Here is a 14,550-nt window from a genome sequence, read left to right on the forward strand (position 1 = left end):
TATTTAGACGAAGTTTCTCTTCCCAGAGGAACTTCGTCTTTTTGCGTTATACGTTATAAATATTTAGTTACATAAATTAGTTATTTCCTATTTGCGTATTCACTTGTGTTGGAATCCAATCGAATTCAAGGATGTAGAGAAGCACTGGGCGAAACGTGCCGTTAACGAAATGGGTTCGCGCATGGTCATTGAAGGTAAGGGAAATGGAATGTTCAGCCCTGACCAGAACATCACCCGCGCCGAATATGCCGCAATTGTCGTACGAGGACTGGGACTAAAGCTTGAGCGAGGAGCAACGCCATTCAAAGACGTTAACCTAACCGATTGGTATAACGGGGCTATTCATACCGCTTACGAATATGGATTAATTAGTGGATATGAGGACGGAAGTTTCCGGCCAAATGAGCAGATTACTCGTGAACAAGCCGCCGTCATCATGGCGAAGGCAATTGCAATGACGCCTCTACTAGATAAGCTTCCGGAGCGCCATGGTCGACTGCCTACGGGCGGAAGTCATTTCAGGCAGAAAAGGGAACGAGCTTGCACCGCAAGTCTTTATCACCCGAGCGGAAGTAGCGATGATTATTCATTTCCCCGACGGGAGCCTCTTATCGGACTGGAGGAAGGCTTTAGGTGAGCGATAGAACAACTGCGTGGGAAATTATGAGGATTCCAATTGGAGCCCGCAAACATAGAACAAGGGGGTCGTAAGAGGGTGAGCATGATGCGTGTGCAATTAACCGCTGGATGATCGAAGTCGGAGCGAGGGAATTAGAAGTTATGAACTCTTTCTGTTGAGCCGGACTATTTCGTACGATTACGGAATAACGGCACGGGGGTGCTGTTATTCCGAAGCAAAGCGTCATTTTTCTCGAAGTTAGAGTCCGCCACGCCGTTATTTGGATTGAAATTCGAAGAAACGATCGATTGTTTTTGAAATAGCGGTCCCCGGTGCCATTACAACTTAGCAAAGCGGAAATCCCTCCATGAATAACGGCACCTGGTGTCGGTATACATGAATCCCCTTTGGTTGCTAACCGGAGGGGGCCAAGCTCGTTATGGGATAACAAAGCAGATCATAATTCGCTGTTCCTTAATTGAATAAAGCTTTTGCGCCACCTACATACTAAGATTAAGTGGATTGGATAACGGATTACGTAACGCGTTGCATTTTCCGAAAAGCGGCGTATAATAAAACTATAGTCAAAGAAAGTCAAAGTCAGATCAGCCCCTAAATGCTGAGCCGGATAGAGAGGTCTTAAGCGCTCATCCGTCGGCTTTCATCCATGAAAGGAGGTTGGACGTTGGCTAACATAACAGATCTGATCGAGGAGTACTTGAAACAAATATTGCAGAGCAGCTCGGAAGGCTCGGTTGAGATCCAAAGAAGCGACTTGGCCGACAAGTTCTCTTGCGTGCCATCGCAGATCAACTATGTTATCAGCACGAGATTTACGCTGGAGAAGGGCTACTTCGTGGAAAGCAAACGCGGAGGGGGAGGCTATATTCGGATTCAGCGAGTGAGTCTGCCTTCGTTGGAAGCCGTACAGCGCCACATCCAACAGACGGTTGGCGAGCAGATCGACCAGACGACAGCGGAAGGGCTTATTTATCAATTAGAGGAAGCTCGGTTCATCACGATGCGAGAAGCCCGCCTTCTCAAGACCGCTGTTTCCCGGGATGTATTGGCTTTGAAGTTGCCGCTCCGGGATGAGATTCGGGCTAAGCTCGTGAAGGCGATATTGATTGCCCTGCTGGCGAAATGAGGAAAGGAGGCTTGTCCGATGCAGTGCCAAGAATGCGGCAAACGTCCGGCAACTCTTCATTTTACGAAAATCGTGAACGGAGAGAAGGCGGAATTGCACATTTGCGAATCGTGCGCTAGGGAGAAGGGAGAGCTTATTCCCGGAACCTCGAGCGGATTTTCCATTCACAATTTGCTCTCGGGCTTGCTTGATTTCGAGAACCCGAATCCGAACCCTATGGCTAAACCTCCTGCGGCCAAATGCGAAACTTGCGGAATGACATACACCCAGTTCAGCAAAATCGGCCGGTTCGGGTGCAGCCACTGCTATAAGCAATTCTCGGAAAGGCTTGATCCTTTGCTTAAACGGGTACATGGAAATACGGTGCATGTTGGCAAAGTGCCGAAGAGGGCAGGAGGAAGGCTTAAGACGAAGCGGGAGATCGATCGGCTTAAGAAGGAAATGCAAGGGCGCATCGAACGTGAAGACTTCGAGACCGCAGCTCAGCTGCGCGACCGGATTCGCGAGCTCGAGAAAGAAATGAGCGGCTGAAGGGTAGGGGGACACAATGACCAATCGGAAATTCGTCAAGCAAGCACTCAGTCAATGGATGGACGGCGAGGGTCCGGATTCTGAAGTCGTGATCAGCAGCCGAGTGCGCATCGCTCGCAATATACGCAATATGCCTTTTCCGCTAATGGCTGACCCTACCCAATCACACTCCGTGATGGAGCAGTTGCTCGGCGTGGCGGATAGCGGACGGTTAAACGGATTGGGCCAAATCGAACAAATTCGGCTATCCGAGCTAACCGAGCTTGAGAAGCTCGTTCTTGTCGAGAAGCACCTGATCAGTCCGAATCTGGCGAACGAATCCCGCAACGGGGCGTTAGTCTTAAGTCCTAACGAAGATATAAGCGTCATGATCAATGAGGAAGACCATTTGCGAATCCAATGCTTATGTTCCGGCTTTCAAGTGCACGAGGCATGGGATTCGGCAAGCAAGATCGACGATATCTTCGAAGAGCAGGTGGACTACGCTTTCGACGAGAAACATGGCTACCTAACGAGTTGTCCTACGAATGTAGGGACAGGAATTCGGGTATCGGTCATGATGCATTTGCCGGCTTTGGTCATGACGGGCCAGATTAACCGGATCTTATCCGCCGTTACGCAGGTCGGTCTTGCGGTCAGAGGGCTTTACGGGGAAGGTAGCGAAGCGACGGGTAATCTGTTCCAAGTATCCAATCAGATTACGCTTGGCCAATCCGAGCAAGAGATCATCGAAAATTTATTTCAGGTCGCGCGTCAAATGATCGAACACGAGAAGTCGGCCAGGAGTAAGCTAATATCCGAATCCCGCCTGCGGGTGGAAGATCGGGTTCGCAGATCGTTCGGGGTGTTGTCCCAAGCGATGATCATGGATTCTAAAGAAGCATCGCAACGGTTGTCCGACATCCGTCTGGGCGTTCATCTAGGTTTGCTTCCGGAAGTGGACCAGACAACCTTGAACGAACTTCTCGTGTCGACGCAGCCCGGATTTCTGCAGATGACATTCGGAGAAGCAATGGGTCCGGAAGACAGGGATAGATCAAGAGCGGAATTAATCCGATCACGACTGGCAACTATTTCATAAATGTTTTATTCTTAACTTTATAGGAGGTGTGTCTCATGATGTTTGGTAGATTCACGGAACGTGCACAGAAGGTATTGGCCTTGGCTCAAGAAGAAGCGGTGCGTTTGGGACACAATAATATCGGTACAGAACATATTCTGCTCGGGTTGATCCGGGAAGGGGAAAGCATCGCAGCTAAAGCTCTTATCGCGCTAGGCCTCGGTTTGGAGAAAATCCAAGACGAAGTCGAATCGCTGATCGGCCGCGGGCAAGAACAGCCCACGAATATCGCATACACTCCGCGCGCTAAGAAAGTGATCGAGCTTTCCATGGATGAAGCACGCAAGCTTGGCCACACCTACGTTGGCACGGAGCATATTTTGCTCGGTCTTATTCGCGAAGGTGAAGGCGTTGCGGCTCGCGTTCTGAATAATCTAGGGATCAGCTTAAATAAAGCACGCCAGCAAGTTCTGCAATTGCTAGGCAGCAACGAAAGCGTGTCGCAGAATCACGGTCCGTCCGCTAACGTAAGCACGCCGACTTTGGACGGTCTTGCCCGTGATCTGACTGCTAGCGCGCGAGAAGGCAACATCGATCCGGTCATCGGCCGGCAGAAGGAAATCGAACGCGTGATTCAGGTATTGTCCCGCCGGACGAAAAATAATCCGGTTCTAATCGGGGAGCCGGGTGTAGGTAAAACGGCTATCGCCGAAGGACTTGCGCAGAAAATCGTAAACAACGAAATTCCTGAGACGCTGCGCGATAAACGTGTCATGACGCTCGATATGGGTTCCGTCGTTGCGGGCACGAAATACCGCGGGGAGTTCGAAGACCGCCTGAAAAAAATCATGGACGAAATTCGCCAAGCCGGCAACGTGATCCTGTTCATAGACGAGCTTCATACGTTGATCGGAGCAGGCGGCGCGGAGGGCGCGATCGATGCTTCCAACATTCTCAAGCCGGCTCTTGCTCGCGGCGAACTGCAATGTATCGGAGCGACGACGCTGGACGAATACCGCAAATATATCGAGAAGGACGCAGCATTGGAACGCCGGTTCCAGCCGATTACGGTAGATCAACCGACGCCTGAGGAAGCGATCCAAATCCTGCACGGCCTGCGCGATCGCTATGAGGCGCATCACCGGGTTAAAATTACGGATGAAGCGATCGAAGCCGCGGTGAAATTGTCCGATCGTTACATTCCGGATCGTTTCCTGCCCGACAAAGCGATCGATTTGATCGACGAAGCGGGATCGAAAGTAAGATTGAACTCGTACACGGTACCGCCAAACCTGAAACAGTTGGAAACAAGGCTGGAGGATATCCGCAAAGAGAAAGATGCAGCCGTTCAGAGCCAAGAGTTCGAGAAAGCTGCCGCCCTTCGCGATACGGAACAGAAAATTCGCGAAGAACTCGATCATACGAAAAACTTGTGGAAAGAAAAACAAGGCAGAACCGATTCCGAAGTTACGCCTGAGGATATCGCCCAAGTGGTCGCTAGCTGGACCGGCATTCCGGTCAGCAAGCTTGCGGAGGAAGAAACCGAGCGTTTGCTGAAGATGGAGAGCATCCTTCACGATCGCGTCATCGGTCAAGACGAAGCCGTCAAATCCGTATCCAGAGCGATTCGCCGGGCCCGTGCCGGCCTGAAGGATCCGAAGCGCCCTATGGGTTCCTTTATCTTCCTTGGACCAACGGGAGTCGGTAAGACGGAGCTTGCCAGAGCGATCGCGGAAGCGATGTTCGGCGACGAGAATGCCGTTATCCGGATCGATATGTCGGAGTATATGGAGAAGCATTCCACCTCGCGTCTCGTCGGAGCGCCTCCGGGATACGTCGGTTACGAAGAAGGCGGCCAATTGACGGAGAAAGTACGGCGCAAGCCATACTCCGTCGTATTGCTCGACGAAATCGAGAAAGCCCATCCGGAAGTATTCAACGTCTTGCTGCAGGTACTCGAAGACGGTCGCTTGACCGATTCAAAGGGCCGCTCCGTAGACTTCCGCAATACGCTGATCATCATGACGTCCAACGTCGGGGCAGAGCAAATCAAGAAAAACTCGACGCTCGGCTTCACGGCAACTCAAGACGCCGGCCGCGATTATCAGAATATGAAGGATAAAGTGCTTGGCGAGCTGAAGAAATCATTCCGTCCGGAGTTTTTGAACCGGATCGACGAATCGATCGTGTTCCACCCGCTTACGGAGGAGCATATCGCCGAGATCGTAACGCTTATGGCAGACGATCTTCGCAAGCGCCTTGTCGAGCATAACGTTAGCTTCGAGCTTACGGAATCCGCTAAGGCGTTCCTGGCGAAGGAAGGCTTCGATCCGCAATACGGAGCCCGTCCATTGCGCAGAGCGATCCAGAAGCATATCGAGGATCGGTTGTCCGAAGACTTGTTGCTTGGCAAAATCACGAAAGGCAACGCGCTTCTCATCGACGAGGAGAACGGCGGTCTTGTCGTGAAACAGAAAGACGGAATCGAGCTAACGAAAGCCTGATCCTAATAAATAATTAAAGGGCTCTCCGCAACGCCTTCATCGGCGTCCGTGCGGAGAGTCCTTTTTCATGGTAAAATTCTCGTATATAGAAGCGATAAAGGAGCCGTTATCTCAATGGCCAAGGTCAAAACAAAATTCGCCTGCACGCAATGTGGGACGGAATCCCCGAAGTGGATGGGCAAGTGCCCAGGCTGCCACGAGTGGAACACCATGGTCGAAGAGACCGAGACGGAAATCAAAGCACCGGTTGGACGGAGTGAGTTACTCCGGACGAAAGAAAAAGCACGTGCCATCATAGATATAGAAAGTGGGCGAGAGCCGCGGATTTCCACGGGCTTGTCCGAGCTGAATCGGGTTCTCGGAGGAGGGCTCGTGCCGGGCTCGTTAATGCTGGTCGGTGGAGACCCGGGCATCGGTAAATCGACGCTGTTGCTGCAAGCTTCTTATTCCTTGTCTACGCAAGGTTTGAAGGTGCTTTACGTGTCCGGGGAGGAATCGGTTCGCCAAACGAAGCTGAGGGCCGATCGTCTTGGGGCGCTGAACGATAAGCTGTACGTGTTGTGCGAGACGAATCTTGAGGTGATCGAGGAAGCGATAACGGAAGTGGGACCGGATTTCCTCGTCATCGACTCCATCCAAACCGTGTATCGCCCGGAAGTCGCTTCGGCTCCGGGAAGCGTAGCTCAAGTCAGGGAATGCACGGCTCATTTTATGAGAATATCGAAGATTAACGGAGTGGCCACCGTATTGGTCGGACACGTGACCAAGGAAGGAGCAATCGCCGGGCCTCGCCTGCTCGAGCATATGGTCGATTGCGTGCTCTACTTCGAAGGAGAACGGCATCATACTTATCGTATTCTGCGCGCGGTCAAGAATCGCTTCGGCTCCACGAACGAAATCGGAATATTCGATATGACGGAGGACGGCTTGCGAGAGGTCGTGAATCCGTCCGAGTTGTTCCTGTCGGAAAGGCCGTTAGGCGTATCGGGCTCTACTGTTGTTGCTAGCATGGAGGGGACGAGACCGGTGTTGGTGGAATTACAGGCTCTCGTTTCTCCGACCCATTTTCCGTCGCCGCGACGGATGGCATCCGGTTTCGATCATCATCGGATGTCTCTAGTCATCGCGGTTCTCGAGAAGCGCATGGGAATGTTCCTGCAAAATCAGGATGCTTACTTAAATGTAGCGGGCGGGGTTAAGCTAGATGAACCGGCAACGGATTTAGCGGCGGCTGTGAGCCTCGCATCAAGCTTTAAGGATTCTCCGACCAAGCCGTTCGACGTCATCTTCGGCGAAGTAGGCCTTACGGGGGAAGTAAGAGCGGTATCCAGAGCCGAGCAGCGGGTGAAGGAAGCGCATAAGCTAGGCTTCAAACGCGTCATCTTGCCGGAGGCGAGCATGAAGGGATGGCAGGCTCCCAAGGACATTACGCTGATCGGCGTCAGAACGGTTGCGGAAGCTCTTAAAGCCGCTTTGGAATAGGGGGGTATCGATGACAACATGAAAGATCATAAAGATAGAGATCCTAAGGATAAGGAACGCACTCAACAGGAGAAAACGATGAATTTGCTGCTGCAGATGGTGGCACCAGGCACCCCGTTTCGCGATGGGCTTGAGAACGTGCTACGGGCCAAAACCGGTGCGCTCATCGTTGTGGGCTACAGTCCGGAAGTGATGGAAGTCGTGGATGGCGGCTTCTCCATCAACTGCGATTTCAGCCCCAATTATTTGTATGAATTGGCCAAGATGGACGGTGCCATCATCCTTAACGAGGACGTCAAAAGGATACTGTACGCCAACACCCAGCTAATCCCGGATTCCTCGATCAGCTCGTCGGAAACGGGAATTCGCCACCGAACGGCGGAGCGGGTCGCCAAGCAGACGGGGAAGCTCGTCGTATCAATCTCTCAGCGCCGTAACGTCATTACCCTGTACCAAGGCCAACTCCGCTATGCGCTTAAAGAGATGGGAGTCATCTTGACGAAGGCGAATCAAGCGATCCAGACGTTAGAGAAATATCGTGCGGTCTTCACTCAAGCGCTGACGAACTTGTCTGCGCTGGAATTCGAAGAACTGGTTACGATGCATGAGGTCGCGCACGTCATTCAGCGTGCCGAGATGGTATTGCGGATCAACAACGAGATTAACCGCTATGTGCTGGAACTGGGTAACGAGGGTAGATTGATCAGCATGCAGAAGGAAGAGTTGGTCGGGGCGGCCGAGGAAGAAGCATGGCTGCTGCTTAGGGATTATGCCAAGGATGACGGGGAAACGAAAGTGCGTGAAATTCAGGCGGCTATTCGAAAGTTATCGTCTGAGGAGCTTCTCGATTCCGCTTTGTTAATCCGCATTCTCGGATATCCATCCTTGAGCTCCGTCGTCGAAGAAGGATTGTTGCCTAGAGGTTACCGGATGCTTAGCAAGATTCCCCGATTGCCAAGTGTTATCATCCATAATTTGGTCGAACGGTTCTGTGCTTTGCCGCATATCGTCATGGCGTCCATTGAAGAATTGGACGAAGTGGACGGGATCGGGGAGGTTCGGGCAAGAGCGATTAAAGAGGGGTTGAAACGGATCCAAGAGCAGGTGTTTGTTGACAGACAGATATAAGGGGAATACAATTGGAAATGTTCTTCAATTTGCGCAGATTTAAGAAAGCGCACCCTTTAGGCGATGTTTAGATCTCCGCTATCATCTCGAATGAATGCGCCGGAAGGCCGCGCTTAACATTCTGGTCAATAGGGTATAGTAAAGTCGAGGTGGCAAACATGATTACGAAATCGATACCGAATATCTTTACCATAGGCAATCTGTCTTTAGGCGTGATAGCCATTATTTTGGCGTTTAACAACGAAACGAACAGCTCGAACACGGCTGCTCTTCTGGTTATCATAGCGATGTTGCTGGATGGATTGGATGGACGCGTAGCTCGTGCTCTGAATGCGCAAAGCGAGTTCGGCAAAGAGCTGGATTCCCTCTCCGATGTCATTTCTTTCGGGGTTGCTCCGGCGTTCATTATGTATCAAGCTGCATTTCAAGGCGTGAATCCCGCGATTGCTTGGATCGTCACGGCGATTTTCCCGATTTGCGGAGCTTTAAGATTAGCAAGGTTTAATGTCATTGACGGAATTCCAGGTTATTTTATCGGTTTGCCGATTCCTGCGGCGGGCGGTGTGTTAGCGACATTGGCGCTGTTCCACCACGAGCTGCATTATTCTTTGTTATTAATCAGTACGGTCGCTCTGTCTTTCTTAATGGTTAGTAACATGAAATATCCGAATTTCAAGAAGCTGGGCTTGCCGAGGAAGGCAATGTGGGCGATACCCGTCGTTGTCTTAGGAGCCGCGGTGCTCGCTTATATGTTCCAAGAGGCGATTCCTAAAGTCATTCTGGCTCTGTTGCTTCTCTATGCTTTATGGGGCCTAAAAAAAAACGTTGATGGACTGCTCCCTTCAGGTAGAAGAGCGCGCAGGAAAGCGGCGGAAGAAGAGCAGGAGCAATCCAAGCATAGCGCTTAATTTTGCATGAGTATTCGTAGCATCGATGTCTCCCCCAGCGGTTGGGAGATAATCGATGCTTTTTTTCGGCTAATTGTTCGCTAATACCAATAGACCTACGATAGTCAGACCCCAGATCTTAAACCGTTTTTTTTCGGTCTTGCCTATTGTAAGGGAAATGAAGGTACTTTTTTGGCCTAGGTGATTCAGATGAGGCTGATGCGACGAAATTTGCAAATATTTTTGTCTCAACTAGGCTAGAACAGAATTAAAAGAAGCTGCAAAAAGTCGGAGTGACTTTTTGCAGCTTCTTTTATTCCAATATTAAGTTAAGTTAAACCAGCCAAGCGTAGAACATTTGTCAGCTTCCTTGGCGACAACTTCTTCCAGGCTGATATCTAGCAGATTGCACATTGCGGACATGTAGAAAAGATTCTTGCCCATTTCGCTGCGAATGATTTCTTTGCATTGCTCGCACAAGTCGCCTTCCATGTGGGATTTCGATTGGCGATGCGCTTGGTCGAGCGGCATTTCCTCGGAGAAGCCTTGGTTTCGTGCGTTTAAAGCAATACATCCGCATTCGGTGATCGATTTGGATATGGCCCGGTTGACGGATGCATTGGATTGACTGAACTTCGTGACAACATCGAGCAGACTGCGATGACGGAGTAACAATTCCGACACCTGACTCTGAAATTCATGAAGCGTAGGTGAGCTCATCCGTTCCACCTCGGTTACCTTTAATTTACTTTTCCTTCTTCATTATAGATCAAGGGCTGAGAGATTTCAAAAGAAGTTGTCGATCATTAACTTGCGAAGATGAGGTTAGTAATCGATAAATTGGAACATACTATTAAAGAAAACTTGGAATCAAGTTAAGAAAGGGAGTGATTTATCATGATGATGAAAAGAGTAATTCAGATTATAGGCATTTTTATTGGTGCTTTGCTTGGCCAACAAATGTCAGCCTCGTCAGTGTCTGTGAATGAGCCGTGGATGGGAACATTGCTGGGGGCATCGGCAGGCGGCGGGACGTTCAGCGCGGTGATCGGGGCTTTTGCCGGATTTTTGCTTGCGACCTCTATCGCTACGCCTTTATCTCGTTCCTTGTCGCGGGGAATTGATAGGCTGTCCAGCTATCCTGTATCGGATCTTCTTTCTGGCTTGATCGGCTTGACCTTCGGACTTACGCTTTCCTCATTCCTGTATCCTTACGCGTCGAATGTCCCCCATGTGGGACAAGTATTGGCAGCAGGAACGGCATTAACGCTCGGATACGCCGGTCTGAAAATCGGTACGCACAAAAAGGACGAGCTGGGCGACTGGTTCCGGTCGCGCAGAACGGCAGAGGTTCCTCCTAAGGAGGGGCCGCGGTTCGAAGAACATAAAATTTTGGATACTAGTGTCATAATCGACGGACGAATCGCAGATATTTGCAAAACCGGCTTTATTGAAGGAACGCTGGTCATTCCTGAATTCGTGCTGGAGGAGCTTCAGCATATCGCGGATTCTTCGGACTTGCTTAAGCGCAATCGGGGACGGAGGGGATTGGATATCCTTAATAAAATCCAGAAGGAATTAGACGTTAGGGTACTCATTTACGAAGATGCGAACGAAGAGCCCGGGGAAGTGGACAGCAAGCTCGTCAAGCTCGCGAAAGCGATGCAGGGCAAAGTGGTCACCAACGATTTTAACCTGAACAAAGTATGCGAGCTGCAAGGCGTGTCGGTGCTGAACATTAACGATCTGGCTAACGCGGTTAAACCTGTCGTTCTTCCGGGTGAGGAAATCGTCGTTCAAGTGATTAAGGACGGCAAGGAGCACGGGCAGGGCGTCGCTTATTTGGACGACGGCACAATGATCGTGGTGGAAGGCGGACGAGAGTTCATTGGAACGACGATGGAAGTACTCGTGACCAGTGTCCTGCAGACGTCCGCGGGACGAATGATTTTCGCGAAGCCGAAGCTATTGGAAAAAGCGCTGTAACGAGGTATGATATTAAGATTACGGGCGGGACGCGCTCTAGTGTCCCGTCTTTCGTTTGTCATCAAGGCAACTTTCGTTGCGATTTGCAATTATAAGGGGATCATAAGGAATGGATTGGGGAGCAGTCGTGGTAGCGGCGGGGCGCGGCACTCGAATGGGAGCCGCGGATAACAAGCCCTACTTGCAATTGGCCGGTCGTTCGGTGCTGGCACATACGCTCGATGCCTTCGAACGATGTTCCGTCGTGTCTTCCATTGTCTTGGTCGTGACTTCGGGAGAACAGAAGAAGGCGGCCGAGATCATAGCAAGCGAAGGATTCCGCAAAGTAAAATTAATTGTTCCGGGCGGAGCGGAGCGGCAAGATAGCGTATATGCGGGCTTAGCTGTTCTGGACACGGAAGGCGTGCTCGTCCATGACGCGGCAAGGCCGCTCATTACTTCCGGGCAAGTGGAAGCTTGTTGCCTGGCGGCGGAAGAGCATGGTTCGGCCGCGTTAGCGGTTCGGGTTAAAGATACGATCAAAGTTTCGGACGGCAACGGATTTATCGTCGCGACTCCAGAACGCCAGACGCTGTGGAGCGTGCAGACTCCGCAGGCTTTTTTGCGTCTTGAGCTGATGCACGCGCATCGGCAAGCGCAGGAAGTGGGCGCTTCGGCGACGGACGACGCGATGCTGCTAGAGCGGTTAGGCCGTAAAGTCGCTATCGTCGAAGGAAATTACGCGAATATTAAAATTACGACGCCGGAAGATTTGCCGATTGCCGAGCTTCTGCTCGCGAGGCGTTATGAGGAAGGGGTAAGGGAATGATTCGGATTGGACAGGGATTCGACGTACACCAGCTTGTTGCGGGACGCCCATGCATTATAGGAGGCGTTACAATTCCGTACGAGAAAGGGCTTTTAGGCCACTCGGACGCGGATGTGCTTCTACATACGATAAGCGATGCGATACTCGGCGCTCTTGCTCTCGGAGATATCGGCAAGCATTTTCCCGATACCGATCCTGAATTTAAGGATGCCGATAGCGTTAAATTGTTAGAACACGTCTGGGGCTTGGCCAAGGAACGGGGTTATCGGCTAGGCAACGCGGATGCGACGATCATCGCTCAGGCGCCTAAGATGGCTCCGTATATTCCGGCGATGGTCAAGGTAATCGCTCGTGTGTTGGAGTGCGATGAAACCGAGATCAACGTGAAAGCAACGACGACTGAACGTCTTGGATTTCCCGGACGGGGCGAAGGCATAGCATCTCAAGCGGTTGTTCTTCTCGTTAAAGATTGAGAGGCTCTCCGCACGTAGCTCCGCATTTCAAGCCAGTTTATTTTAGGAGGAACAATCATGTCTACGAAAGTCCGCGTACGTTACGCGCCTAGCCCAACGGGCCATTTGCATATCGGTAATGCACGAACGGCTATTTTCAACTATTTATTCGCTCGCCACCATGGGGGCGACTTCATCATTCGCATCGAGGATACGGACGTGAAACGTAACGTAGCCGGAGGTGAGGAAAGTCAGCTCACTTATCTGAAATGGCTCGGCGTCGACTGGGATGAAAGCATTGACCGTCCAGGCGATTACGGCCCTTACCGCCAGACGGAGCGTATCGATATTTACAATACTCACACGCAACAATTGCTGGATCGTCAGCTCGCTTATCCTTGCTATTGCAATGAAGCGGAACTGGAACAGGAACGCGAGGAGCAATCCGCGCGCGGCGAAACGCCGAAATACTCCGGTAAATGCCGCCATCTTGACGCTGAAGGGCGAGCTAAGCTTGCTGCCGAAGGACGAATTCCAAGCATTCGGTTTACCGTCCCGACAGACCGGGTGTATACGTTCACCGATACGGTCAAAGGGGAAATTTCGTTCCGTGCCGACGATTTCGGCGATTTCGTTATCGTGAAGAAAGACGGAATTCCAACCTATAACTATGCCGTGGCCGTTGACGATCATCTGATGGCGATCACGCACGTCTTGCGCGGCGAAGACCATATCACGAACACTCCTCGCCAATTGATGATCTATGAAGCGTTCGATTGGACCCCGCCGGAGTTCGGCCATATGACGCTGATCGTGAACGACCAACGCAAGAAGCTTTCCAAACGGGACGAATCCATCGTTCAATTCATTCAGCAGTACGACGAATTGGGCTACTTGCCGGAAGCGATATTTAACTTCATCACGTTGCTTGGCTGGTCTCCGGAAGGGGAAGAGGAAATCTACAGCCGCGAGCAGCTCATTGAAGTTTTTAATGCGAACCGTCTTTCCAAGAGTCCTGCGGTATTCGACACGGCCAAGCTTAGCTGGTTGAATCAGCATTACTTGAAGCAAGCTTCGCCGGAGCGCGTTATCGAGCTATGCCTGCCTCACCTGAAGGCTTCGGGCCGGTTGCCAGAGGTGCCGAACGAACAGGAAATGGAATGGGCTACCGCATTAGTGACTCTATTCCGGGATCACTTGAGATTCGGAGCCGAGATCGTATCGCTATCCGATCTTTTCTTCCAAGAGTCGCTTGAGTTCAATGATGAGGCGGAGGCCGTACTGGCCGAAGAGACCGTTCCTACCGTGCTGGCGGCTTTCCTTGCCGGACTTGAGGAGGCGGGCGAAGAGGGTTTCACGGTCGAGAATATGAAGAGCCTGATCAAAGGCGTTCAGACGGCTACCGGAGTGAAGGGTAAAGGATTGTTCATGCCGATCCGCGTGGCTCTTACCGGGCAGACGCACGGACCGGATTTGAACGGCACCATCTGGTTGCTGGGCCGCGGACAAGTGCTGAAGCGTCTGAATCAGCAGTTGGCTAAGTGAGGCCATGACTCGCGCATAGCGTGGCATCTCTTGTCACCTGAGAAGCGTTGGGATATACTTGAGCTATATCGAAAATGTGCGACGAACAGGAAAGTAAGTTTCGTTTAACGAATGTCCAGAGAAGGCGGTCATGGCTGAGAGCCGCCCATTCCTGCGAAACCGAATTGCGCCTGGGAGCTGCGCCGCTGATCGGACAACCTAAAGTATCGTGAGAAGGCTCGCGTTATTGCAGGCTTGTACGGGGTAAGCGGTGCCGGGGGGATCCCGTTATTCATCCAATGAGGAGCGGAGTCCATCCGGACGCATGCTCAAGCAGAGTGGGACCACGTCATGACGTCTCTGCAGCGATAAGCTGCAGGGGCTTTTTTTATTCCCGCGGATATTGCGTGTAGCCGTAATGC

The 14,550-nt window shown here is 51.4% G+C and carries 13 protein-coding genes and 1 pseudogene; 13 read left to right on the plus strand and 1 reads right to left on the minus strand.

Annotated elements, in window-relative coordinates:
• Positions 1-181 precede the first annotated feature (181 nt).
• The 9 genes and pseudogenes from L3D05_RS26550 to pssA form a co-directional block, all read left to right on the plus strand.
• Positions 182-328 (plus strand): annotated as a pseudogene (locus L3D05_RS26550) (S-layer homology domain-containing protein); the annotation flags it as partial.
• 160 nt (positions 329-488) lie between these two features.
• Positions 489-644 (plus strand): S-layer homology domain-containing protein, encoded by a 156-nt coding sequence (locus L3D05_RS25190; protein WP_239619142.1) that lies wholly within the window; start codon positions 489-491, stop codon positions 642-644.
• A gap of 660 nt (positions 645-1,304) precedes the next feature.
• Positions 1,305-1,766 carry a CtsR family transcriptional regulator gene (locus L3D05_RS25195; protein WP_305037465.1) on the plus strand — a complete coding sequence of 154 codons (462 nt, stop codon included), beginning with the start codon at positions 1,305-1,307 and terminating at the stop codon, positions 1,764-1,766.
• A gap of 18 nt (positions 1,767-1,784) precedes the next feature.
• Positions 1,785-2,297, plus strand: a complete 513-nt coding sequence (mcsA, locus tag L3D05_RS25200) for a protein-arginine kinase activator protein McsA (protein WP_239619144.1) — start codon at positions 1,785-1,787, stop codon at positions 2,295-2,297.
• A gap of 16 nt (positions 2,298-2,313) precedes the next feature.
• On the plus strand, positions 2,314-3,378 hold the full coding sequence (mcsB, locus tag L3D05_RS25205) for a protein arginine kinase (RefSeq protein ID WP_239619145.1): 1,065 nt from the start codon (positions 2,314-2,316) through the stop codon (positions 3,376-3,378).
• 35 nt (positions 3,379-3,413) lie between these two features.
• Positions 3,414-5,861 carry an ATP-dependent protease ATP-binding subunit ClpC gene (clpC, locus tag L3D05_RS25210; protein WP_239619146.1) on the plus strand — a complete coding sequence of 816 codons (2,448 nt, stop codon included), beginning with the start codon at positions 3,414-3,416 and terminating at the stop codon, positions 5,859-5,861.
• Between the two features lie 114 nt (positions 5,862-5,975).
• Positions 5,976-7,343: a DNA repair protein RadA gene (radA, locus tag L3D05_RS25215; RefSeq protein ID WP_239619147.1), complete on the plus strand. Its 1,368-nt coding sequence runs from the start codon at positions 5,976-5,978 to the stop codon at positions 7,341-7,343.
• An 18-nt stretch (positions 7,344-7,361) separates the two neighbouring features.
• Entirely contained in the window at positions 7,362-8,471 is a 1,110-nt protein-coding gene (gene disA, locus L3D05_RS25220) for a DNA integrity scanning diadenylate cyclase DisA (protein ID WP_239619148.1), read from the plus strand.
• Between the two features lie 158 nt (positions 8,472-8,629).
• Positions 8,630-9,379: a CDP-diacylglycerol--serine O-phosphatidyltransferase gene (gene pssA / locus L3D05_RS25225; protein WP_239619149.1), complete on the plus strand. Its 750-nt coding sequence runs from the start codon at positions 8,630-8,632 to the stop codon at positions 9,377-9,379.
• A 303-nt stretch (positions 9,380-9,682) separates the two neighbouring features.
• On the opposite strand, the gene L3D05_RS25230 is transcribed toward pssA, so the two are convergent.
• On the minus strand, positions 9,683-10,078 hold the full coding sequence (locus L3D05_RS25230; protein WP_239619150.1) for a nucleoside triphosphate pyrophosphohydrolase family protein: 396 nt from the start codon (positions 10,076-10,078) through the stop codon (positions 9,683-9,685).
• 180 nt (positions 10,079-10,258) lie between these two features.
• On the opposite strand from L3D05_RS25230, the gene L3D05_RS25235 reads away from it, so the two are divergent.
• The 4 genes from L3D05_RS25235 to gltX all read left to right on the plus strand — a co-directional run bounded on the left by L3D05_RS25235 (position 10,259) and on the right by gltX (position 14,149).
• Positions 10,259-11,344 (plus strand): PIN/TRAM domain-containing protein, encoded by a 1,086-nt coding sequence (locus L3D05_RS25235; RefSeq protein ID WP_439647985.1) that lies wholly within the window; start codon positions 10,259-10,261, stop codon positions 11,342-11,344.
• Positions 11,345-11,453: 109 nt separating this feature from the next.
• Positions 11,454-12,152 carry a 2-C-methyl-D-erythritol 4-phosphate cytidylyltransferase gene (gene ispD / locus L3D05_RS25240; RefSeq protein ID WP_239619152.1) on the plus strand — a complete coding sequence of 233 codons (699 nt, stop codon included), beginning with the start codon at positions 11,454-11,456 and terminating at the stop codon, positions 12,150-12,152.
• Positions 12,149-12,625, plus strand: coding sequence for a 2-C-methyl-D-erythritol 2,4-cyclodiphosphate synthase (gene ispF / locus L3D05_RS25245; protein WP_239619153.1), 477 nt, complete (start codon positions 12,149-12,151; stop codon positions 12,623-12,625). Before ispD ends, ispF begins: the two co-directional genes overlap by 4 nt.
• Before the next feature lie 57 nt (positions 12,626-12,682).
• Positions 12,683-14,149, plus strand: coding sequence for a glutamate--tRNA ligase (gltX, locus tag L3D05_RS25250; RefSeq protein WP_239619154.1), 1,467 nt, complete (start codon positions 12,683-12,685; stop codon positions 14,147-14,149).
• Positions 14,150-14,550: the final 401 nt, after the last annotated feature.

It is taken from the genome of Cohnella mopanensis, assembly GCF_022352055.1.
GTDB lineage: Bacteria > Bacillota > Bacilli > Paenibacillales > Paenibacillaceae > Cohnella > Cohnella mopanensis.

What these genes read in the sequence shown, in the direction of transcription:
- pssA (WP_239619149.1), top strand. Translation starts at nt 8,630, where the DNA reads ATGATTACGAAATCGATACCGAATATCTTTACCATAGGCAATCTGTCT.
- ispF (WP_239619153.1), top strand. Translation starts at nt 12,149, where the DNA reads ATGATTCGGATTGGACAGGGATTCGACGTACACCAGCTTGTTGCGGGA.
- gltX (WP_239619154.1), top strand. Translation starts at nt 12,683, where the DNA reads ATGTCTACGAAAGTCCGCGTACGTTACGCGCCTAGCCCAACGGGCCAT.
- clpC (WP_239619146.1), top strand. Translation starts at nt 3,414, where the DNA reads ATGATGTTTGGTAGATTCACGGAACGTGCACAGAAGGTATTGGCCTTG.
- disA (WP_239619148.1), top strand. Translation starts at nt 7,362, where the DNA reads ATGAAAGATCATAAAGATAGAGATCCTAAGGATAAGGAACGCACTCAA.
- L3D05_RS25230 (WP_239619150.1), bottom strand. Translation starts at nt 10,078, where the DNA reads ATGAGCTCACCTACGCTTCATGAATTTCAGAGTCAGGTGTCGGAATTG.
- L3D05_RS25235 (WP_439647985.1), top strand. Translation starts at nt 10,259, where the DNA reads ATGATGAAAAGAGTAATTCAGATTATAGGCATTTTTATTGGTGCTTTG.
- ispD (WP_239619152.1), top strand. Translation starts at nt 11,454, where the DNA reads ATGGATTGGGGAGCAGTCGTGGTAGCGGCGGGGCGCGGCACTCGAATG.
- radA (WP_239619147.1), top strand. Translation starts at nt 5,976, where the DNA reads ATGGCCAAGGTCAAAACAAAATTCGCCTGCACGCAATGTGGGACGGAA.
- L3D05_RS25190 (WP_239619142.1), top strand. Translation starts at nt 489, where the DNA reads ATGGTCGACTGCCTACGGGCGGAAGTCATTTCAGGCAGAAAAGGGAAC.
- mcsA (WP_239619144.1), top strand. Translation starts at nt 1,785, where the DNA reads ATGCAGTGCCAAGAATGCGGCAAACGTCCGGCAACTCTTCATTTTACG.
- mcsB (WP_239619145.1), top strand. Translation starts at nt 2,314, where the DNA reads ATGACCAATCGGAAATTCGTCAAGCAAGCACTCAGTCAATGGATGGAC.